The 21684-nt window shown below is 58.4% G+C and carries 21 protein-coding genes and 1 pseudogene; 11 read left to right on the top strand and 11 right to left on the bottom strand.

The features are described from left to right. Nucleotides 1–93: 93 nt before the first annotated feature. The 3 genes from ACVWXC_RS00445 (at nucleotide 94) to ACVWXC_RS00435 (ending at nucleotide 2363) form a co-directional block, all read left to right on the top strand. Entirely contained in the window at nucleotides 94–663 is a 570-nt protein-coding gene (locus ACVWXC_RS00445; protein WP_457391182.1) for a photosystem I assembly protein Ycf4, read from the top strand. A 202-nt stretch (nucleotides 664–865) separates the two neighbouring features. Beyond that, nucleotides 866–1702, top strand: coding sequence for a DNA-methyltransferase (locus tag ACVWXC_RS00440; RefSeq protein WP_457391180.1), 837 nt, complete (start codon nucleotides 866–868; stop codon nucleotides 1700–1702). A gap of 34 nt (nucleotides 1703–1736) precedes the next feature. After that, on the top strand, nucleotides 1737–2363 hold the full coding sequence (locus tag ACVWXC_RS00435; protein WP_457391178.1) for an MvaI/BcnI family restriction endonuclease: 627 nt from the start codon (nucleotides 1737–1739) through the stop codon (nucleotides 2361–2363). Between the two features lie 254 nt (nucleotides 2364–2617). Here ACVWXC_RS00435 and ACVWXC_RS00430 read toward each other — a convergent pair whose 3' ends face one another. From ACVWXC_RS00430 to ACVWXC_RS00400, 7 genes are all read right to left on the bottom strand, one after another. Next, complete coding sequence (locus ACVWXC_RS00430; protein ID WP_457391176.1) at nucleotides 2618–4237, bottom strand: NAD(P)H-quinone oxidoreductase subunit N; 1620 nt, start codon at nucleotides 4235–4237, stop codon at nucleotides 2618–2620. Between the two features lie 119 nt (nucleotides 4238–4356). Beyond that, the gene (gvpJ, locus tag ACVWXC_RS00425) at nucleotides 4357–5628 is read right to left on the bottom strand and encodes a gas vesicle protein GvpJ (protein ID WP_228375199.1); all 1272 of its coding nucleotides are present in this window, start codon (nucleotides 5626–5628) and stop codon (nucleotides 4357–4359) included. A 110-nt stretch (nucleotides 5629–5738) separates the two neighbouring features. After that, complete coding sequence (locus tag ACVWXC_RS00420; RefSeq protein WP_011430327.1) at nucleotides 5739–6218, bottom strand: peptidylprolyl isomerase; 480 nt, start codon at nucleotides 6216–6218, stop codon at nucleotides 5739–5741. Nucleotides 6219–6438: 220 nt separating this feature from the next. Continuing rightward, nucleotides 6439–6915, bottom strand: coding sequence for a phosphate-starvation-inducible PsiE family protein (locus ACVWXC_RS00415; protein WP_457391174.1), 477 nt, complete (start codon nucleotides 6913–6915; stop codon nucleotides 6439–6441). A 42-nt stretch (nucleotides 6916–6957) separates the two neighbouring features. Further along, on the bottom strand, nucleotides 6958–7125 hold the full coding sequence (locus ACVWXC_RS00410; RefSeq protein ID WP_071813515.1) for a DUF2256 domain-containing protein: 168 nt from the start codon (nucleotides 7123–7125) through the stop codon (nucleotides 6958–6960). Nucleotides 7126–7166: 41 nt separating this feature from the next. Continuing rightward, entirely contained in the window at nucleotides 7167–8801 is a 1635-nt protein-coding gene (locus ACVWXC_RS00405; protein WP_457391172.1) for a CTP synthase, read from the bottom strand. Nucleotides 8802–8854: 53 nt separating this feature from the next. Continuing rightward, a complete protein-coding gene (locus tag ACVWXC_RS00400; protein WP_457391170.1) occupies nucleotides 8855–9367 on the bottom strand; it encodes a hypothetical protein in 513 nt (170 codons plus the stop codon). 183 nt (nucleotides 9368–9550) lie between these two features. On the opposite strand from ACVWXC_RS00400, the gene ACVWXC_RS00395 reads away from it, so the two are divergent. The 7 genes and pseudogenes from ACVWXC_RS00395 to ACVWXC_RS00365 all read left to right on the top strand — a co-directional run bounded on the left by ACVWXC_RS00395 (nucleotide 9551) and on the right by ACVWXC_RS00365 (nucleotide 15243). Beyond that, on the top strand, nucleotides 9551–10129 hold the full coding sequence (locus ACVWXC_RS00395; RefSeq protein ID WP_240527658.1) for an aldo/keto reductase: 579 nt from the start codon (nucleotides 9551–9553) through the stop codon (nucleotides 10127–10129). Between the two features lie 27 nt (nucleotides 10130–10156). Continuing rightward, a complete protein-coding gene (glnT, locus tag ACVWXC_RS00390) occupies nucleotides 10157–11461 on the top strand; it encodes a type III glutamate--ammonia ligase (RefSeq protein ID WP_457391168.1) in 1305 nt (434 codons plus the stop codon). 87 nt (nucleotides 11462–11548) lie between these two features. Continuing rightward, nucleotides 11549–12481: a fatty acid desaturase family protein gene (locus ACVWXC_RS00385; protein ID WP_099816140.1), complete on the top strand. Its 933-nt coding sequence runs from the start codon at nucleotides 11549–11551 to the stop codon at nucleotides 12479–12481. After that, nucleotides 12478–13491 (top strand): alpha/beta fold hydrolase, encoded by a 1014-nt coding sequence (locus tag ACVWXC_RS00380; protein ID WP_099816139.1) that lies wholly within the window; start codon nucleotides 12478–12480, stop codon nucleotides 13489–13491. The genes ACVWXC_RS00385 and ACVWXC_RS00380 overlap by 4 nt, the downstream gene beginning before the upstream one ends. Before the next feature lie 103 nt (nucleotides 13492–13594). Next, nucleotides 13595–13783, top strand: a pseudogene (locus ACVWXC_RS00375) (sugar phosphate nucleotidyltransferase); the annotation flags it as partial. 141 nt (nucleotides 13784–13924) lie between these two features. Then, a complete protein-coding gene (locus ACVWXC_RS00370; RefSeq protein WP_457391165.1) occupies nucleotides 13925–14458 on the top strand; it encodes an aldo/keto reductase in 534 nt (177 codons plus the stop codon). Nucleotides 14459–14466: 8 nt separating this feature from the next. Further along, nucleotides 14467–15243, top strand: a complete 777-nt coding sequence (locus tag ACVWXC_RS00365) for an HAD family hydrolase (protein ID WP_457391163.1) — start codon at nucleotides 14467–14469, stop codon at nucleotides 15241–15243. On the opposite strand, the gene queA is transcribed toward ACVWXC_RS00365, so the two are convergent. The 4 genes from queA to ACVWXC_RS00345 form a co-directional block, all read right to left on the bottom strand. Next, nucleotides 15240–16430 carry a tRNA preQ1(34) S-adenosylmethionine ribosyltransferase-isomerase QueA gene (queA, locus tag ACVWXC_RS00360; RefSeq protein WP_099835927.1) on the bottom strand — a complete coding sequence of 397 codons (1191 nt, stop codon included), beginning with the start codon at nucleotides 16428–16430 and terminating at the stop codon, nucleotides 15240–15242. The two genes, ACVWXC_RS00365 and queA, sit on opposite strands and share 4 nt — an antisense overlap. Nucleotides 16431–16521: 91 nt before the next feature. Further along, entirely contained in the window at nucleotides 16522–17115 is a 594-nt protein-coding gene (gene dcd, locus ACVWXC_RS00355) for a dCTP deaminase (protein ID WP_011430319.1), read from the bottom strand. An 84-nt stretch (nucleotides 17116–17199) separates the two neighbouring features. After that, complete coding sequence (locus tag ACVWXC_RS00350; RefSeq protein ID WP_099812110.1) at nucleotides 17200–17850, bottom strand: cob(I)yrinic acid a,c-diamide adenosyltransferase; 651 nt, start codon at nucleotides 17848–17850, stop codon at nucleotides 17200–17202. 1342 nt (nucleotides 17851–19192) lie between these two features. Continuing rightward, the gene (locus tag ACVWXC_RS00345; protein ID WP_240527662.1) at nucleotides 19193–20479 is read right to left on the bottom strand and encodes a phosphodiester glycosidase family protein; all 1287 of its coding nucleotides are present in this window, start codon (nucleotides 20477–20479) and stop codon (nucleotides 19193–19195) included. Between the two features lie 272 nt (nucleotides 20480–20751). Between ACVWXC_RS00345 and ACVWXC_RS00340 the strand changes: the two genes are divergently transcribed. Continuing rightward, the gene (locus tag ACVWXC_RS00340) at nucleotides 20752–21678 is read left to right on the top strand and encodes a D-isomer specific 2-hydroxyacid dehydrogenase family protein (protein ID WP_011430313.1); all 927 of its coding nucleotides are present in this window, start codon (nucleotides 20752–20754) and stop codon (nucleotides 21676–21678) included. The last annotated feature ends 6 nt before the right edge of the window (nucleotides 21679–21684 follow it).

Here is a 21684-nt window from a genome sequence, read left to right as displayed (position 1 = left end):
AAATGCTAACTCTCTTGCTGCTCCACAGGGCAAGCTCCTCCCCGCCTATAAAATGGGAGAAGCCAACTTGGAAAATCGACAGGGATCCCGTCTGTGTCTGCGACTGTTCCCGAAATTCGCTCGGAAGACCTGCTGCGCTACACCGTAATCGGGTCGCGGCGGCCCAGCGTCTACTTTTGGGCGGTGGCGCTGACAGGGGGTGGGCTGGGCTTTACCCTGGCGGGTCTTTCCAGCTATTTCCACCGCAACTTGCTCCCCTTTTCCGATCCCGCCAGCCTGGTGTTCATTCCCCAGGGCATTGCCATGCTCTTCTACGGCGTGCTCGGATCCCTGGCGGGGCTGTATCAATGGCTGAGCCTGTACTGGAACCTGGGGGGCGGCTACAACGAGTTCGACCGCCGCACCCAGAAGATAACCCTGGTGCGGCAGGGCTTTCCGGGCAAAAACCGCGAGGTGCGCCTAGAATACGACTTTGCCGAGGTGCAAAGCCTGCGGGTGGAGCTGCGAGAAGGCCTCAACCCCCGCCGAGCTATCTACTTGCGAGTGAAAGGACGCAGTGACATCCCCCTCACCGGCGTTGGGCAGCCGCCTTCTTTGGCCGAGATTGAAAACCAAGCCGCCGAGATTGCCCGCTTTCTTAATGTCAGCCTAGAGGGTATTTGATCCCTTCTTCAAGATCCCCGTTGCTCTAACCACACCCTACCAGTCGACCTAAGCGAGAGGAAGTCCTGTGATCGTGCGACGGCAAGGTCATTGAGAAGGGGCTGGAACAGCGAAGTCAAATAGAGTTAATGCGGCGAAGCAGCATACTTTTGCTGCTATCTTACAGTAGATTTGACTTGCGACTAGTCAAAAAGCAAACCCAATGACAGCACAGGTACAACTTGAACTACAACTTGAACAAAGTATCCACGAGGTAGCGAAGCCGAGCAAGCCAGAATTGGTATGGAAGTCCAGTGATGGATTGTCCTGCCTGTACCATGGTGATAGTTTGGAACTCATGGCTTCGCTGCCTGCTGAGAGTGTGGACTGTATTTGGACTGATCCCCCGTATAACCTTTCAAATGACGGGATTACCTGTGTTGCTGGGCGCATGGTTAAGGTGAATAAAGGCGAATGGGATCGCAGCAAAGGTGTTGAGCTAGATCATGAGTTTAATAAAGCTTGGCTGGCTGCTTGCTATCGCTTACTTAAGCCCACAGGTACCATATGGGTCACAGGTACTTTGCACGTTTATCCATCTGTTGGATTTGCTATGCAGCAGCTTGGGTTTCGGATTATCAATGACATTATTTGGGAAAAACCATCTCCACCTCCGAATTTAGGGTGCCGCTGCTTTACTCATTCAACAGAACTAATTCTTTGGGCGACTAAGGCACGTAAAGGAAAGGAGCGTTACACTTTTAATTATGAGCAAATGAAGGCTGAAAATGGCGGTAGACAGATGAAAAATATCTGGCGAATTCCTCCTCCAGGTAAAGCCGAGAAGGTTTATGGAAAGCACCCAACTCAAAAGCCGGTTGCTCTAGTTTCCCGATGCCTTCGCGCTAGTACTAACCCTGGCGACTTGGTTTTCGATCCGTTTGCGGGTTCCTCCACGACTGGAGTTGCCGCTTTGTTGTTGGGTCGGAGGTTTATTGGTTGTGAAGCAGATGCACGCTATGTTGAACTATCAATTAGACGATTGAGCAACCTTGTTTGACTAAGTTGCCACCTGCATTGAAGCAAGACTGTCTATGGAAAGGGCAGAGGCGGTTAGCAGGCTCACTACGTTGGTAGGTCAGGATCTACGGCAGCTAGCAGACCAACTTAACGTCACGGTTTGGAGCAAAGACAATAAGAAAAACAAAGGCTGGGCTGGTCATACGATTGAGCGTTACTTAGGCTTGGCTCTCAACTCATCTCGATCACCCAACTTTGGGAGCTGGGAACTAAAGCTAGTCCCATTAGTAGTTCGAGTAGTTCGAGGATCAAGGGTACTTCGGGTAAAAGAAACAATGGCAATCACTATGATAGATCCTGTGGAAGTTGAAAGTAGAGAGTTTGAAGAAAGTCACCTCTTCAACAAATTACAGAGAATCGTTGTCGTAGCACGTATATTCGAGAGCCAAGCAGATGAGCGTTCTATTGTTCACTCAGTAGCTTCCTTCGATCTTAATGACCCCGAAATTTACGATCAGGTGAAAGCAGACTACAACCTTGTTCGAGAAACAATAAGAACCAAAGGATTTTCAAGTCTTAGTGGCAAGATGGGAAAACTTGTGCAGCCAAGAACGAAGGGACAAGGTCATGGAAGTACCTCTCGGGCATTCTATGCTCGCAAAGAGTTCGTCGCGCACATCTTAGGATTGAGAGAGGACTGATCGATTACCTTGCCCGCTCCACCTTTCTGGATAATTTTATGCTAGTTGCGGCCTGTGTATCCAAAGACAGCTCCTCGCCTATACCTCGACAAGTAACCTGAGTTTCCCAACACCATACTCAGCACTGTGCATGGAACACTCCCTGAGGCCGAAGTGCAGAGAGAGCAAGCTGCTTGATCCAGGGCTGATGAGGCAACTTTTTAGAGGGATGCCAAGCACTAAAGCTGTGGTCTCGAACGCTGCACAACACTTTGTCAACTTTGTGAAGACGAGGTGGGGAGAACCCCAAAAACTATCCTTTGCCAGCCTGAGCAGACGAACCCAGGGCTTCCTCGACTACCATCTGCGGTCTTTGACCCTGGAATGAATGCCTGGGCTGTCGGGAACCCCAAAAACGGGCTACGCTCCACTGCCTGAACAGAGAGGGTAAACAGGGGATTGGAGAGGATGCCAGCGAAGATGGTGGCCACCAGCGTCACCACCATGCCCACTCGCAGAGCCGGCATGCCCTCTGCCTGCCAGTCGGTTGGGGGGTAGTTTTGCACCGAAAGCGACATCTCCTGCGGCTCTTTTACCACCATGGTTTTCACCACCCGCACGTAGTAGTAGATGGAGATGACGCTAGTCACCAGGCCCACCAGCACCAGCGTGTATTCTCCTGCCTGCCAGCCGGCCCAGAAGAGATAGAGCTTGCCGAAAAAGCCGGCCAGCGGCGGCAACCCGCCCAGGGAGAGCAGACAAATGCTCAGGCAAAGGGTGAGAAAGGGATCCTTCTGATAGAGGCCGCTGTACTCGTTGATTTCGTCGGTGCCAGTCTTGAGGCTGAAGAGGGTGACACACAGAAAAGCCCCTAGGTTCATGGCCAAATAGACCATCAGGTAAAAAATCAAGCTGGCATAGCCCGCTTCGGTGCCCGCCACCAAACCGATCAAGACAAAGCCCGCCTGCCCAATAGAAGAATAGGCCAGCAGTCGTTTGAGGCGGGTTTGGGCAATCGCCACCACATTCCCCAGCACCATGGTCAAAATGGCCAGCACCGAGAGCACCGCCCGCCACTCTTCTGTCATCGCCGGAAAGACGGTGGCCAAAAAGCGAATGGCCAGGGCAAAGCCTGCCGCCTTGGATCCCACCGACAAGAAGGCCACCACCGGCGTCGGGGATCCCTCATAGACATCAGGAGTCCACTGGTGGAAAGGCACCGCCGCCAGCTTAAAGCCAATGCCGCCCAGGCAGAACACCAAAGCGAGGATCCCCACCAGCCCGGCATTGGCCAGGTAGGGCGCAATAGCCGCCAACTGGGTCTGCCCCCCCGACAGGCCATAAAGCAGCGACATGCCGTAGAGGAAGATAGCGGTGCTGCTGGCCCCCGTCAACAGATACTTCAGGGCCGCCTCGGAAGAACGCGGATCCCGCTTGGTGTAGCCGGCCATCAGGTAGCTGGCGATGCCCAGCGTTTCCAAGGAGACGAACACCATGATGAGATCCGTCGCCCCGGCGAGGAACATGCCCCCCAAGGTGGCCGTGAGGAGCAGCACATAGAACTCGCCCGTGGGCGCGCCTGCCTGGAGGAAGTAGCGCTCCGCCATCATCACCGTCAGGGCTGCCGTCGCCACCACCAGGCCGCGGAAGAGAATGCTCACCGGATCCGCGGCAAAGCTGCCCAAGAAGCTCTCCAACTGGGGCTGCTGCCATTGCAACACCAAGGTCACCAAGGCCCCAAGCAAACCAAAGAGGGAGAGGGCCGGAAGACTTTTGCGCGCCGCCGACCCACCCACCAAATCCACCACCAGGACGATCAACAGCGTGAGGGTAACCACCACCTCCGGCCAAATGGCGCCGGCATGCAGGTTTCCGGTTGGGGCGAAGACATCCATAGGGGAAGACTATGAAGAGAGATTAACGGGATCCAAAGCCAGCATACCGCGATTTCCGGCCTCCCTAGCTTGCTTCTGGCATTTCTTCTCCCAATTGTCTCCATCGACACTTCCTGGTTTCAAGAAAGCTTGGCGCTGGAGGTGAGCACCAATCGTAGGCGAGCGTGGATGAGGCTTAAGTCGGCCAAGCCCAGGTCGATCTCGCCGTCGATGACGATCCCGGTGTTGATCAGCCGATCCAACAGTTCCAGCAGGGATCCCTCGCCGTGGGGTTGGCCGGGGTAGTAGTCCCCCTGGCGGGGCAAGAGAGAGCCCAGATCCCCCAGATCTAGGTTGAGCTCTGCCGGGTCGATCTCCAGCAGGGCGCAGAGTTGCCGAATTTGCTGCCGCAGGGCCTGGAGGCTGCTGCCGGCCCGCTCGATTTGCTCGGCAGAAAGGCGGTTGGCCTCCATCTGCCGCACCACTTGCGCTTCCATCAACTGCCGCAGCAGCTCCACCAAGGTCAGCACCAGCGAGGCCAAACCGGCTTCCGGGCGTTTCCGGCCAGGGGTGAGCCGGGCCCGGCTCAAGTCTTCCGGGCTGGCCGGGCTGATAGCAAGGCGGGGGGAAGGAGCAGCCAACCACTGCTCAAAGGGCTGGAAGAGCTGTTCCAGGCTAAGCAAATGGAGGTGGGGATCCCGCGCCGCCTCTTGCCGCTCTTCGGGCAGGTTGTAGCCCCAGGCAGCCAAAAACAAGAGCACCTGCTCCAGGTCCGGCACCCTTTGCACCTGGCGCAGCGTCTGCAGGCGATCCTCGACAAACCAGAGTTCCTCAGGCGCTACCTGGGTTGCTGCTAGCAGCCGCCGGAGGGTGGTGGCCTTGGGGGCGCGCACCTCCTTGCCCAGGATACGGTGGCGCGGCAGTTGGATCCCTTCGCGGAGCAAAAGCTGCTGGATAAACCGCCCCTCCTTGGTGCTGAGAATGGCCAGGCGGGGCTCGCCAGCAGCCTGGATCTGGCGCATCCAAGCCGCCACTCCCGGATAAAAGCGGTGCAGCCCCAGCCAGCCCTGCAGATCTTCTTCGATCCAGCGATCCCGCACCTCATCCAGCCTTTGGGCTAAAGCCTGCTCGGAGATCCCCGCTCCCTGCAACAACCGCTGCCGCCAGCCGGGCCAGTCTTGGCGCAAAGCGTCTTCGGGGATCCCTTGCTGCAGCCCCCACAGCAGCAGGGGCATCTCCCAGCCGGTCTCGATCAGCGGGCGCAGGCGGTCGAAGGCAGGGCGCAACGACTCCAACTGGGCAGGAGCAAGGCCCCACACCTGGGCGCAGACCCGACAGGAAGAGGCAAAATACTCCGCCCGCCCGTCGCAGAGCACACCATCAAAATCCAGAGCCAAAATGCGGGGGGACATTCGCCGGGGCCTAGCGAACTCCATACCTGAGTCCCCCATAGAGCAAGTTGCAAAAATGGGGCCAGAGGCCAAGTTAATTTAACCAAACTGTTTTGCCGGATTGGCCCAACCTAGTTCGATTCCGAGATGCGAACAGACTTGATCTCCACCGGCTTGAGGGGACGATCCTGCGGGCCGGTGGGTGCAGTAGCAATTTTATCCAACACGTCCTCCCCCTCGATTAGTTGCCCAAAGATGGTGTAGTTGGGCGGCAGGGGATAGTCGGCATGCATGATAAAAAACTGGCTGCCGTTGGTGTTGGGGCCGGCATTGGCCATGGCCAAGGTTCCTCGCGTGTAGGGGCGCTGCACCGGCTCATCGGGAAAGCGGTACCCCGGCCCGCCTCGCCCCGTGCCGGTGGGATCCCCGCCCTGAATCATGAAGCCCCGAATGACACGGTGAAAGATGACGCCATCGTAGAAGTGATCCCGGGCCAAAAAGACAAAATTGTTGACGGCAAGGGGAGCTTCCTGCGGGAACAGCTCCAAAACCATCGTGCCGGCGGTGGTCTCCAGCGTGGCCGTGTAGGACTTGGCCGGGTCGATCACCATGGGGGGAGGACTGTTGTAGGTTTTCACGGTTTTGCCCAACTGTTGTGCCAGGAGCAAATCGTAAGAAGAATGCGGGCGGGCCAGAGCCGAAACAACGCCGGATCCCACCCAAAGCAGCACTGCCAGCAAAGCCAGCTTGAACAGGTGGGTGATGCCAGAGGGCACGCGCACGTTTCTTGCCAGAAAGCTCCGCCCCTATCCTACCAGGATCCGTCCGGCCTTACTCATCCCCCGACCGGAATGGGGGTTTGGCCCGCCGCACCAGCCAGTAGCTAACGGAGAGGGCTAGCGTTGCCGCTGCCAGCCCAATGAGATCTAGACTCCCCAGCTTCTCAAAATCAAAAATAATGATCTTGCGCGCCACCGCGATCAAAGAGGTAACAATCACCAGCTCCACCTGCACCACCTGCTTTTGCAAGTAGGCGGTAATGTTCTCCAGAATCTCCAGCGCGATCAGGATATTCAAAAAAAGGCCGAAAATCTCGATCAAAGTAGTGGAGAAAAACCCGGTTGGCTCCCGCAGCAGATCGGCCACCAGGAAGCGGGCCAAATCCACCACGGCCACCACAATCAGGCCGATCATCAAGATGGAAAGCAGCTTCGAGATCAGGCTTTCGATGCGGGTGATGGCCCGCAAAAAGGGATCCTCCTCTTCGGTTTCGTGAGGATTGTGCAACAGCCACTTGAGAAACCGCATCGACAACCCTTCCCCCCTGCGTCCGGGATCCCATTATCTGCCCTAACCGTTAGCTGGAAGAGATCCCTTGGGGCGACGGTTGCGACACCGCTCAGAACAGTATTTCACCTCTGACCAACAGTCGGCCCACTTCTTGCGCCAGGTGAAGGGCCTGCCGCAGGTGAGACAGATTTTGCTGGGCAAATCCGACTTTTTTCGGTGGCGGGGCATAGCGCGCTAGAAACGACAACTCTTGAATTAACCCCAATGCCCTAGCCTGTGTTCTGCAACTGCAGGGCTTGTGGCCGGGAACGGCTGCGCAAAGCAGCCTCGATCAGCCCCAAAAAGAGGGGATGGGGACGGTTGGGGCGGGAGCGAAACTCGGGATGGAATTGGGTGGCGATGAAAAAGGGGTGGCTGGGCAGCTCGATAATTTCCACCAGGCGGTTATCGGGCGAGACACCACTAATCACGTAGCCGGACTCGAGGAATAGGCTGCGGTAGGCGTTGTTGAACTCATAGCGATGGCGGTGGCGCTCATAGACAATTGACTCACCATAGAGCTTGGCTGCCAGGGTGTCGGGCAGAATGCGGCAGGGGTAGAGGCCCAGGCGTAGGGTTCCCCCCAAATGTTCCACATCTTTTTGCTCTGGCAACAGGCTGATGACGGGGTGGGGGGTGTCGGGATCGAACTCATAGCTGTTGGCCCGCTCCAGGCCGGCAATGTTGCATCCCCAGTCGATCACCGCACACTGCATGCCCAAACACAGCCCCAGAAAGGGAATGCCCCGCTCGCGCACGTGGCGAATGGTGGCCACCTTGCCCTCGATGCCGCGGTTGCCAAACCCCCCTGGCACCACTACGCCATCTACCCCCGCTAGCAGAGTTTCTGGTCCCCGCTCCTCGACTTCCTCAGAAGAGATCCAGCGCAGGGTAACGCCGGCATTGAGAGCCAGGCCCGCATGGCGCAGGGCTTCCGCTACCGAGAGGTAGGCGTCGGTAAGGCGCACGTATTTGCCGACAATGGCGATCTCCACTTGCTCTTGAGGGTGGTGCAGCCGCTGCACCAGGAGCTCCCACTCGCGCAGATCCGGCTGCTGCGGCTCCAGGTTGAGGATCTGCAAAACCCGCTGCGCCAACCCTTCCTGCTCCAGCACCAAGGGCACATCGTAGATGCTGGGGGCATCCTGGGCCTGGATAACACATTCCACCGGCACGTCGCAAAACTCGGAGATCTTCTCCTTGATGCTGCGGGGCAAGGGCTGCTCGCAGCGGCACACCAACACATCTGGCTGAATCCCAATCGAGCGCAGCTCCTTGACTGAGTGCTGAGTGGGCTTGGTTTTCATTTCCCCCGCCGCCTTGATGAGAGGCACCAGGGTAACATGCACATAGGCCACATTGGCCCGGCCCACATCTTTGCGAAATTGGCGGATGGCCTCCAAAAAGGGCAGAGACTCGATATCCCCCACCGTGCCCCCCACCTCCACCAGCACCACGTCGGGGTTGGTCTCGCGGGCCACCCGCCGGATGCGCTCTTTGATCTCCTGGGTAACATGGGGGATCACCTGCACCGTGCTGCCTTGGTAATCCCCCCGCCGCTCTTTGTAGATCACCGCCTGGTAGATGGCGCCGGTGGTGACGTTGTTGAGCTTGGACATGTTGGTGTCGGTGAAGCGCTCGTAGTGGCCCAAGTCCAAGTCTGTCTCGGCGCCATCGTCGGTGACGAACACTTCCCCATGCTGGTAGGGGCTCATGGTGCCGGGATCCACATTGATGTAGGGATCCAGCTTCAAAATCGACACGGTGTAGTTGCGGGACTTGAGCAGACGGCCCAGGCTAGCCGCTACAATGCCTTTGCCAATGCTGGAGACGACCCCGCCGGTGATGAAGACAAACTTGGCCATACCCCCGACCCTTGCCCTTTCTTGATGATTATGCCAGGGATCCCAGGGCTTCCTCAGCGCCGGGAGCGAATGGGGCCATTGTAGAGGATGGTGGTCTGAAAGGTGCGCCGATCCACCCGCACCTGGGTTTCAATGCTGGGCTGGACGAAGCCGGGCTCGCCGCCGCGGAAGGTGAAGATCCAGGCATCTTCCAACTCTTCAAAGGGCGCGTCGATGGCCGCCCCGTGCATGGCAGCTTCGGCGCGGTAGCGCTGCAAGCCCCCGTTGGCAATTTCAGCCGCTTGGCGGGCCAAGTTCTTGGCCCGGTTGAGATCGCGGAAGTAGCGGCTGATTTCCTCAAAAGTCCCCGTCGGCAGCGGCCTTGGCCGGGGGGGTGTGGGCGGCACAGGCCGCGGATCTGGCACAATCGGCAGAGTGGGAATATCCTGGCTAGGGGGCAGCGGCTCGACTGGAATCGGGGTTCTGGCAGGTTCTGGAAAAAGGGGGGTGACCACCTGCGCCTGGGCAGAAGGCAGGAATCCCCAGATTACAACGCCGCCCAGGCAGAGACGGAAAATGGACTTCATAGAGCCATGCCGATGTGAATTTTTCAATCCCCACTCTACTGAGCCTCTAGTTAGGAAAGTAGAGGCAAAAGCCCGGACTCTTTTTCCACCAGCAGCTAGGCACGTGGGTTGTCTGCGCAACCGGCTTTGTCCTCCCCTGGCGCCTGTTAGCATCCTGAAACGGGATCCTTTGCAGAAGTTGCCATGGAGTTTGTTACACTTGCCAAGACGGGGCTCCGGCTGAGCCGCGTGGGGTTGGGCACCTGGAGCATGACCGGGGATTGGTGGGGGCCGGCGGATCCCCAGGAGGCCTATGCCACCCTCCGCAAGGCCATTGACCTAGGGATTACCCTCTTTGACACGGCTCCGGCCTACGGCCGCGGCCTTTCGGAAGAGCTTTTGGGACGGGCCATCCGGGATGCCGGCTGCCGGGATCGAGTGGCGATCGCCACCAAGGCCGGCCTGCAGTGGATAAACGGCAAGGTGGTGCGCAACTGCAGCCTCAGTTGGCTAGCTCAGGATCTGGAAAACTCCCTTCGCCGCCTGCAAACCGACGTGATCGACATCTACCAGGTGCATTGGCCGGATCCCTTGGAGCCGCTAGAGGAGACAGCTGCCTTTTTCGGCCGCCTACTCCAGGAAGGAAAGATCCGCGCCATTGGGGTGAGCAACTTTTCTCCAGAGCAGATGGAGCGCTTCCGCCAGGTGGCTGTATTCTCCCTGATCACGATAGTTGGGACTTTCGTATCTGAGATGACACTTTTGCCGGGGTTGAGTGCCTAAACTGACTCGATAACCCTAGTAATTCTAATGATGCCGGTACTTTCAGAACTTGCCCGCAGCCAGGGTATTGATTATTTCCTGATCTCATTTACGGATTTGTTTGGCACGCAGCGCTCCAAGTTGGTGCCTGCTTCAGCAATTGACCGCATGGCCGATGGGCAGGCAGGTTTTGCGGGATTTGCTACGTGGTTGGATTTGACCCCTGCGGATGCGGATGTGTTTGCCCAGCCGGATCGCCAGCGCCTATTCCAATTACCTTGGCAACCAGAGGTGGGGTGGATGCCTGCGGATTTGATTCAGGCCAACGGGGAGCCTTTGGAACAAACGCCACGCTGGGTGCTGAAAAAGGTGTTGGCGCAGGCAGAACGCCTGGGTTTCCGGGTCAGGACGGGGGTGGAATGTGAGTTTATGCTCCTATCCCCTACGGAGTGGGCCATTTCCGATGGGCAGGATTGCCAAGCCAAGCCGTGCTACGACCAGCAAAGCCTGATGCGTCGTTTTGCGGTGATTCGGGGTATCTGCGATGGGATGCAAAAGCTGGGTTGGCATCCCTACCAGAGCGACCACGAGGATGCTAACGGGCAGTTTGAAATGAATTGGTTATTTGACGATGCGCTGGTTACCGCCGACCGTCATGCCTTTTTCAAATACATGGTGAAAAGCATTGCGGAACGGCACGGCTATCGGGCGACGTTCATGCCCAAGCCATTTCCCCATCTGACGGGCAATGGTTGCCATACCCATCTGTCGGTTTGGGATGTGACCGGGACAACCAATTTGTTTGCCGATGCCAAAGGGGAACTGGGTCTCTCGTCGCTGGCGTATTACTTTATCGGCGGGGTGCTGTACCATGCTCCGGCGTTGTGTGCCCTGACCAACCCGACGGTGAATTCCTATCGCCGTCTCCATGCGCCGCCTACGGCTTCGGGGGCCACCTGGGCACCTGCCACGATTAGCTACAGCGGCAACAACCGCACCCACCTGATTCGCATCCCTGAGCCGGGTCGGTTTGAGTTGCGTTTGGCTGATGGTGCGGCTAACCCCTATCTCCTGGCGGCGGGTCTGATTGCAGCGGGGCTGGATGGGATTTGTCACCAGCGTCACCCTGGTACTCGTTGCGACAACAATATCTACACCGACCCGATTCCCGGATTGCCGACTCTGCCTACGTCCCTAATAGAAGCGCTGGAACATTTGGATCGCAGTGCCATGTTTCGGGCGGCTTTGGGGGATGCTTTCGTTGATGCTTACGTGAAGTTGAAAAAACAGCAATGGCAGGAGTACAGCCGCCAGATTACTCCCTGGGAACGAGAAACAACCCTGGACTGCTAAAGGGTTGCCTAGGATACGATGGCAACGGCAATGTTTGTCTAAAATTACCGGGGAATATGTTGACTCCAATGGGCTTTTATGGCGGGTATGTCAGCCAATCGTACTGTGGAAGCGTGGCCATGTGATCCCCACCGTCTGATTCCAGCAGAAGTGCTCAAGCAACTCCATGTGCGCTCCGACCGGGCGGGATGGGTGCAATTACTGATGCACCTAGCAGTTATGGGGGTCAGTGGGAGTCTGTGGTGGACCCAGATGGGATGGCGCTGGTGGGTTGCCCTGCCTGCGTTGGTGGTTTACGGAACCAGTTTGGCGACCATGTTTGCGGCGTTGCACGAATGCGTCCATCGCACGGCTTTTGCCAGCCCCAAAATCAACGACGGTGTTGCTTGGTTTGCAGGGTTGCTGTCGTTTTATAACAGTACCTTTTACCGCTACTACCACACGTGGCATCATCGCTACACGCAAATTCCCGGCAAGGACCCGGAGCTAGAGGATGGCAAGCCCCAGAATTGGCGGCAGTATCTGCTGGAACTCAGTGGTATTCCCTGGTGGATCGGCAAGCTCAAGACGTACTTTTACCTGGCGACAGGACAACTGCAGCGATACCCTTACGTTCCCGAAGCGGCACGGGCAGAGGTGATCCGCTCGGTGCGGTGGCAGTTGGCTGTTTATGCCCTGGGGATGGCTATCTGGGTAGGGACGGGCTGGCCTGGGTTCCTGGTACTGTGGTTATGGCCTTTGGCGGTAGGGCAACCGATTTTGCGCTTTATTCTGCTGGCGGAACACACGGGCTGTAGCCAGGATGAGAATCCTTTGACCAACACCCGCACGACGCTTACGCTTTGGCCGGTGCGGTTACTCATGTGGAATATGCCCTACCATGCGGAGCACCATCTGTACCCTTCGCTGCCTTTCCATGCACTGGCTCAGGCCCATGCCTACCTGCGGCCCCATCTGGCACACGTGGAGGCGGGATACCTGAGGGTGCATTATCAGATCATCCAATCCTTGACCGGATGAGGACCCAGTTCTGGCAGTTGGAGCATTTTGAGCTACAGTGTGGCGTCTGTTTACCCCGGGTGACGCTGGCCTATGCCACCTACGGTCAGCTTTCTCCCCGGCGGGATAACTTGGTGCTGTACCCCACGTCCTTCGGAGCGCACCATTCGGATATTGATTGGCTCATTGCCCCCGATGGCATTCTCGACCCGGAACGCTGGTTTATTGTCATTCCCAATATGCTGGGCAATGGCTGTTCGACTTCGCCCAGTAATGACCCCAACTGTGGGCTGCGGGAAGATGGCTTTTGGTTTAGCCACTGGGACAATGTGCGACTGCAAGAGAGTCTCGTGCGGCAGCATTTCGGGGTTGAGCGGATTGCCCTCATCTACGGCTGGTCTATGGGGGCGCAGCAGGCCTATCACTGGGGGGCGCTGTTTCCAGAGCGGGTAGAACGGATTGCGGCTCTGTGCGGTACGGCTAAAACTACGGTTCACAACCGGCTGTTCTTGGAAAGTTTACGGGCGGCGCTGACAGCGGATGCGGCTTGGAATGGGCGGCGGTTTGTGGGGGTACCTGACCGGGGGTTTCGGGCTTTTGCCTACATCTACGCCAGTTGGGCGGTATCCCAGCCGTTTTTTAACCAGAGGCTCTATGAGGGGTTGGGGTATGCCTCGCTGGAAGACTACCTGGTTCGTGGTTGGGAGGCCAATTATCGCCGCCGTGATCCCCATGATTTGCTGGCGATGCTCGAAACCTGGATTCGCTGTGATGTCAGTGATAACCCCATTTACCAGGGCGACTACCAGGCGGCTCTCAGAAGCATTCGTGCCCATACGTTGGTCATGGCCGGGCAAACCGATCTCTATTTCACCCCCGCAGACTGTCGGGCCGAGGCGGAATACATCCCCAATGCGATGTACAAAGAGATTCCTTCCCTGTGGGGGCATCGAGCCGGTAATCCCTACCAAAATCCGGTAGATGCGGCATTTATTCGGGATGCCATCCAGGAACTCATCCACTGTTCCTGAGTAAGGGCAGTGCAACAAATGCTACAACAGGAGTAAGATACTCTTGTCAGCGGTACCGGAGCGGGGCACCCTGATACTGACAACCGCAAGGGGAGGCGAAACCATGAAGCGGGTTTTGGCGATTATTCTAGGCGGCGGTGCTGGAACACGGCTGTATCCCTTGACCAAATTACGGGCAAAACCTGCTGTACCCCTAGCTGGGAAATACCGTTTGATTGATATTCCTGTCAGCAATTGCATTAATTCAGAGGTGCATAAAATCTACGTTTTGACCCAGTTCAATTCCGCTTCGGGAACGTAAGGGTATCGCTGCAGTTGTCCTGTCGCCAGGTAAAAGTACGTCTTGAGCTTGCCGATCCACCAGGGAATACCACTGAGTTCCAGCAGATACTGCCGCCAATTCTGGGGCTTGCCATCCTCTAGCTCCGGGTCCTTGCCGGGACCCCTACACACGGCCCAGCCGCCCTATAACCTGTTTGAGCGCCAGATCGAAGCAGATGTCCTGCCCTACTGCCAGGCCAACGGCATTGCCACGCTAATCTACAGTCCCCTCTGCCGGGGGCTGTTGGGGGGAAGGCTGACTCCGCAAACCAAGTTTCCGCCTGGAGATCTGCGCGGCGGCATCGATCCCAAGTTTGCAGAGCCTCGCTACTCCCAGTACCTGCAAGCGGCAGAAGAGCTGAGCCGGCTGGCGCGGGAGCGCTACGGCAAAACGCTGCCCCAGTTGGCGGTGCGCTGGCTCTTGGATCAGCCAGGGGTGAGTGCAATCCTATGGGGAGCGCGCAAGCGCCAGCAGCTGGATGACCTAGCCGGAGTTTGGGGCTGGTCTCTGGAGGCGGAGGCAATGCAGGCCATCGACGAGATCCTGCAAAGGCACGTCCCCGAACCCCTTCCCCCCAGCTTTATGGCTCCTCCTACCCGCCCAGGGATCCCAGCTTCTCAGAATTGTCCGGAGAATCTGAAATAGGACCTCGCATGGCGCTGCAAGGGGTAATCCTAAGCTGGAGCGGTGTGGTGGCCGACGACGAGGGGCTGCACCTCCACGCCATCAACCAAGTGCTGCTGGAGGAGAACCTGCGTCCCTGGGATCTGGGATCCCCGGCGCAAAAAGAGCTCTATCGGCTACACCATCTGGGCCAACCGGATCGGGAGGGTCTCCTTGCCCTTTGGCAAGCCCAGGGACGGGTGCTCAGCCCCAGGCAGCAAGAAGGACTTTTGCAGCGCAAGGCCCTTTACTACCGGCAGGCGTTGCAGGAGCAAAAGGGATCCCTTCTTGTCCCCGGTTTGGCAGAGGCCCTAGAGAAGCTGGAGCGGCTGCAGCTCAAGGTGGGCCTAGTGAGCGGCCACGCCGCTGCTGAGGTGGAGGCTTTTTTGGAGCGCTTCCCCTGTCCAGCTCTGGCGCGGCTGACTCATGACTTTCGCTACCGCGTAACCGGCGAGGCAGGGGATCCCGCCCTATCACCGGGGCAGTTGCACCGTCTGCTTTTAGAGCGGATGGGGCTTTCCCCTCAGGAGTGCTTGAGTTTTGAAGCCACCTACGCCGGCATTCAAGCAGCTCGCTCGCAAGGGATCCCGGTCTTGGCCCTAGCCACCTTCTTCCCGCTGCACATGTTGCAGCGGCGGGCCAACTGGGCAGTGGATGGTTACCCCCAAGTGGAATGGGAGCGCCTCCAAACTTGGTTTGCCACTGGCCAAGACCGTCCTGCCGACCCTCCTGGCAAACCCTTAGCCAAAGGGCAGGGTTCTCCCTAGGGCAGGATCAGCATGCCGTCCCCAAAGGAGTAGAACCGATAACCCTCCCGGATGGCCTCTTGGTAGAGATCCAGCAAACGCTCTCGCCCGATCAAGGCTGCCACCAGCATCATCAGGCTGGAGCGGGGCAGATGAAAGTTGGTGATCAGCCCCTGCACCACCCGCCAGGAGTAGCCGGGGTAGATAAAGAGGTCGCTTTTTCCCTGCCAGGGTTGCAGGGTGCCGCAGAGGGCTGCCGTTTCCAGTGCCCGCACCACCGTTGTCCCCACGGCAATCACCCGCCTTCCCTGGGCCTGGGTTTCGCGAATAGTGGCCACCGTTTCCGCTGGCACCTTGAGCCACTCGCTGTGCAAGCGGTGGTCGGTTACTCGCTCCGCCTCCACCGGGCGGAAGGTGCCCAGGCCGATGTTGAGGGTGATGTAGGCAGTTTGGATCCCCTTTTGGGCCAGCCGCTCCAAGAGCTGGGGGGTAAAATGCAGCCCGGCGGTGGGGGCGGCCACCGAGCCCGGGTGTCTGGCCCAGACCGTTTGATAGTCTTCAGGTCGGACTCCCGCGCTTGTCGGATCAAGGGCGTGGGCAGCTTTCAGATAGGGAGGGAGCGGGATCCGCCCCACCCGCCCCAGGATCTGCTCAAAGGTATCCGCCCCTTCCCAGGTCAACTGCACCACCCGGCCACCCGTCTCCGCGTCCACGGCCAGCACTGTGGCCCCCAGTTCAGCCGGGGATCCCTGGCGATCCCAAAACCGGATTTGATCCCCCACCTTGACCCGTTTGCCTGGCCTAACCAAGACCCGCCAGATTTGCTCCTGCTTGGAGGTGTTGGCCGGGATGGGCTCCAGCAGCAAAACCTCCACCCGTGCCCCGGAAGCGTCCTTTCCCGGCAAAACCTTAGCCCCCCATAGCCGGGCTGGGATTACCTTGGTGTCGTTGAGAACCAGCAGATCCCCGGCCTGCAGGTAGTCGGGGAGGTCGCAGAAGCGGCGGTGCTCGTGCCTATCTGGGTACACCACCAGCATTCGCGCCTGATCCCGTGGCTCCACAGGGGCTTGCGCGATCCGCTCAGGGGGCAGGGAGTAGTCGTAGCTAGCCGTTAGGAGATCCGGGTTGAGCTCTCCAACGCTCCCTGGAAGAAGCTGGCCGGGTTCGGCTTGGCCAGCAGAAGCAGCCAGTAGGAAAGAATGGCTCATGGACAAACACAGCAGCACGCCTCCAGCATAGCCGACGGATGCCGGTTGCCAGAGGCTTTGTCCGGGAGGGATTGGGGGGAGGGTGTGCCACCTAGACCTTGGCCACCACCACCCGCTGGGGTTGATCCTGGTACTTGCCCTGGCGGTCGGCGTAGGTGGTCTGGCAGGGATCCCCTTCCAAGAAGAGGAGCTGCACCACCCCTTCATTGGCATACACGCGGCAGTCGGCGCTGGAAGCGTTGGAGAACTCCAAGGTGAGATAGCCCCGCCACCCCGCCTCGGCTGGGGTGAGGTTGGCGATCAGCCCTACCCGCGCGTAGGAGGACTTGCCAATGCAGATGACGGTGATGTTATCCGGGACTTGCAGCCGTTCTAGGGAGACGCCCAGGCCGTAGGAGTGGGCGGGGATGATGAAGTAGTCCCCCATCTCGTCGTGGTGCAGCTCCACAGGTTCCAGGTTTTTGGGGTTAAACCGCTTGGGATCCACCACCGTGCCGGGCACGTGGCGGAAGATCTTGAACTCCACCGGTGACAGGCGAATGTCGTAGCCGTAGGACGAGAGCCCGTAGCTCAAGACGGGCCGCATCTGGCCGTTCCACTCCACGCGGCGCACCAGCTCAGGACAAAACGGCTCGATCATCCCCCGTTGCGCTTGCTCGTAGATCCAGCGGTCGTTTTTTAACATGGCTGCAACAGGCTGCCCGACAGGCCAGAGAGTTTGGAGAAGAGAGCGCAGTCGCTGCTGGCAAGGCTACGAGCTGCTGACCCGCTAGGGATCCATTCTCGGCGGGGGGCCGCCCTCTGGGGAAGGAGGAACGAGGACTGGATCCCGCCGTGGACGTAGCTGGGTGATCAGATCGGCGCGCTCCAGGAGAGAATCCGGCATCTCCGGCCCGGTGATCACCATGTCCATCCAGACTGGGCGCTGATCGATCAAATCCAGCACCTGCGCCTCCGGGATCAGGCCCAGCTTGATGGCCAGGCCCAACTCGTCTAGCACCACCAAGCCATAACGGCCACTCCTGACCGCCTCCTGAGTAAATTGCCACAGCTCGTCCAGAGCCACCCGCTCCTCCGGCTCCAGGTGAGGCGTATCGATGCAGCGGTGCAGACGACAGCGGGCCCACTCCAGCGAGCTGCCCAGCAAAAGACGATTTTCCGGCCCCTGGTTGATCCCGCCCTTGAGAAATTGCACGATCAACACCCGCGTCCCCTGGCCGGCCAAGCGCAGTGCCTGAGCCATCACAGGAGTGAACATGCCCCGGCTGGGATGGGTGTAGAGCTGCAGGGATCCCTGGGGGATCAGCTGGGCAGAAAAGGCTCCGTCCCGCTGGAAAAAGCGGTCGCCGGCAGCAGGGTTGGCCTGGGCTGCAGGCTGTTTGATGCGGGCAACAGGAACGGCATCCTTGGGGGAGGGCATAGGATTGGGTGAGGCAGTGCGAACCACGGTTTTATCTCGTGAGGGGGCTAGGGGACAAGGCCCTTGGTCTGGGCGGCTTTGCCGAGGAACAAAAGCCCTATCCGTCACCGTTGCGGAGACGCGAAGGAGAGCCACAAGCAACTACCGCCTGCCAAGGCAAACGGCAACTGATGGGACGCAAGGCTTACAAGTGGTGGAAAACATTGACTACGGATTCCATGAAACACCACCTGTGCCTATTCGTCAACGAGTCAGTTCTGTTTCCCGTCGACACACAAATCGCCCCGAATACGGTGTTAGAAAGTATAATCCTTGCCCATCCTAGCTTTTTGCCAGGCGGAGGCGATGGGCGAGAAGAAAAGCTTTTGGATGAGATCTTAATAAAACTTCCGCCGAGGTGTAAAAGCTTAAGCGTCTAGCCATCTTGCTTAATCACGAAAATGTGCCCCAAAAAGATGCAAGCAAAAGATCACTTTTTCTAGATAAGATTAACTCTCAATACATGAGAAGGCCAATGACGGCGGCTTGCTCAACTCAATAGAAAAGAGACTTGAGGCGTCCCAGGAGCCTTGCTCGGCATAGACTATAGACTAATCCGCTTGATTGGAAGTCGAAGAACTTGTGTGCATTCCAAAGTAGTTCATTTGAGAAAGGTTGCGACCACAGAGCCAGAAGGTCTACTTTCTTAGGTCGATAAACGCAGATTGTTTACTGCCGTCATAAAGATGGTCTTTTGATAAGGTCTATCAGGATCGGCGGTTAATTGGAAAATAATGTAAAACTTATTGCAAGACCAATTTTTCGTACAGTTGGTTGTTTGATAGTTTTTCTGTTGAATTAAACTTCAGTATTTCTATATAGATTGCGTCGCTGTTTCCTGATCAAATGAATGGGAATTTCTATTGGGTTTTTGCCAACTTTATGAGGGTTCTGTAGGCAAGCAGGATCGCTGCAGACAAGGAACGGATCCGTAGCGGCTCCCGTCAGGGTTGCCGGAAAAAGCTGGGGTTGGATCCCATTTGAAGCCGGTCACTCCGCGCTCCAGATCCTTGGGTACCGATGTTGCCGGGATCCTATGGCGCAAGGGGGGCAAGGCTCTTTCTTCTCTGAGAAGCCTCCTTTAGTCTCAGAAAAGTAAGTAGAACCTTGGGGCTCTGCCTCAAGGGGCTGTCTAGGGGTGGCTTGACAAGGCCTCTACGAGTTCGTTTGTGGACTGCGCCTTCAGGCAGAGGGAGTGTCAAGCTGATTAAAAAGTAGCCAGAAAGCAGATGGGGATCCGACGCTCGAGCCGTACATCAAAAGAACCATATCCTGCTGCCGGAAGAGTTGTCTTGGTTTGCCGCTAGCGACTTAGGTTGGAGAAAAAACCCAAGCCATTGTGAACCCGGGGTAGGCGCCGCCGAGATCTCGTTGTATTGGGATCAGTCTCGCCGTCGGCTAGTCCGATCTCTGGCTCCAGATTGACGGCTTCTTCCCCCAGCACCAGTGTGGAAGAGCGGCCTCCATCTAGGTTCAAAGCGTGGCGACAGCCCAACTGCCGCAACAACTGCGCCATCTCCAACAGGGTGAGCCCTTGGTTTTCCTGGGCATTGCCGGCGGCCACCAGGAGCAGATCCCTGTTGTCCGGTTGCCCCTGCCGCAGACAGATGGCGCTGCGGGCAGCCTGTTGCCGGCGGAAGAGAGGCTGAAACCCCTCCAATTCGGCATCCAGGACCACCTGGCCGTCCAAGAGCAAGAGCGGCCCTGCCCCCAGAATGTGGGGGTAGGCTTCCAGCTCCAGCGGATCCACCGTCCAGTCCAGCCGGAGGCGATCTCCTGGGATCAGCTTGCCGGCTTCTAGAGCGCCCTCTAGCCCTCGTGCTGCCAGTATGTAGCCTTTGGGAGGGATCGGCACCGTCACTTTGCCGGCCACGCCTGCCGACAGGATCTGCTGCAGCCGGTCTTCTTGCACAATGAGGAGAACTTCGTCGTCCGTCTGGGTGGTGTAGGTGGATCCCCAATCAGGGGTGTACTGGGCGATCCCGGGCAGGATGTAGCCGCTGTTGATGCCGACCAAGGGGATCCGATCCCCCAAGTCGTTGCGCAGCTCTATTTGCATCCGCAGGCGGGCAAAGCGCACCGGCTCCAAGCCAGGGGGAGAATTGGCGGCGTCAAACCAGGCAATCGCCCCTCGGCCCAAGATGGGGCTGGAGATCCAGCGGCCTTCCAGGCGAATGGCCCCCAGCGGCTGGCGGGTATTGCGGTTAAAGAAGCCGCCGTTGATAGCAGCCACCGCTCCCCGTTCGCGGCTAAAAGCGGGCAGCTCCCCCAGGCCCACTAGACTGGCAGGGTCGGCCCAAATGGGGCGCAACTGGCCGGCGGCTAGGGAAACTGCCACGACGGAAACCAGGATCCGTCGATCCTCCAGCCAAACCATCCTTTGGTACAAAGGGATCCCCTCTACTACCCGCACAGGCTGCCCGTTGAGGAGCGTCTGGGCAGGGACAGGTAGGTTGCTGAGCAAGAGGAGAGCTGCCCCCGCCCAGGCCACAGCTTTGGACCAAGAGACCCACCTTGCCGGCACCACCCAAGGCGCCAAGTTGGGAAACTGCATCTGGCAGGAAGAGGGCAAGTTTTTGGCTTTGAGCAAGCTTGGCAGCTCCTATCCGCCGGCGGCAAAAGTGGCCATCAAAATCAAAGACAGCAGAATGCCCGGAAAAAGCAGCAGCACCAAGGTCAAAAACTCAGAAAGGGTCATGGGCTGAAGACGAGAAGAAGAGGCAGAGGCTACAGCTCCTAACCTAGCGATTCCGGCATCCCTTCCCATCCTCCCTTTGGGATCCCTTAACAGTTCTGAGGCTTTTCCCACCCCCTTCTGCCAGCGATATCCTGGCAAAGGGGAAGTCATCTTCGAGAGCTCTGATGGGCATCCAAGGCAGACGCATAGCCGTCGAACCCGACCACCTCCGACCCTGGTTAAAAGAGGCAGTCCTGGCGGGGGGTGGCGAACTGGTGCCGCTGGCGGAAGCGGAGGCTCTGGTGTGGGCCGATGCCTTTGACGTGCCCAAGCTCAAGCAGTGTCTTGCCGAAGGAAAGGGGATCCGCTGGGTGCAGTTGCCCTGGGCGGGCGTGGAGCCTTTTGCCCAGGCAGGGATCCTGGATCCCGCCTATGTGTGGACCTGCGGCAAGGGGGTCTATGCCCAAGCGGTGGCCGAGCATGCCCTGGCCCTCACCTTGGCCGGCCTGCGGGATCTCAAGCACCGCGCTCTGGCCCAGACTTGGCAGCCGGGATCCGGCACCAGCCTCTGGGGCAGCCGCGTGGTCATCTTCGGGGCGGGGGGCATTGCCCAGGCCCTGATCCGCTTGTTGCAGCCCTTCCAGTGTTCCGTTGAGGTGGTGCGGCGCAGGGCGGATCCCTTGCCGGGAGCCAGCCGGGTGGTGACGTTGGCGGAGCGGCAGGCAGTGCTGGCAGGAGCGGATGTGGTGATCCTGGCCTTGGCCCTCACCCCCGAGACAGAGGGGATCATCGCCTGGCCAGAGCTGGAGCAGATGGGATCCGGCTGTTGGTTGGTCAATGTGGCGCGCGGCAAACATATCGTCACCCCTGACCTGGTGGCCGCCTTGCAGGAGGGGATCATCCGGGGTGCCGCCCTGGATGTTACGGATCCAGAACCGCTGCCCGATGGACATCCCCTCTGGCGCTTGCCCAATTGCCTAATTACCCCCCACACGGCCATCACCGACGCCATGATTGTCCCTGCCCTCTCCGAGCGGGTGCGGGAAAATGTGAGCCGCTTTCGGCTGGGAGAACCCTTGCTGGGGGTGGTGGATCCGGTTCTAGGTTACTGAGCCCTC

The sequence above is a fragment of the Thermostichus sp. OS-CIW-20 genome (assembly GCF_054061455.1).
Note: the sequence above shows the minus strand (reverse complement) of the source record. Positions and strands in the feature narration are given on the sequence as shown.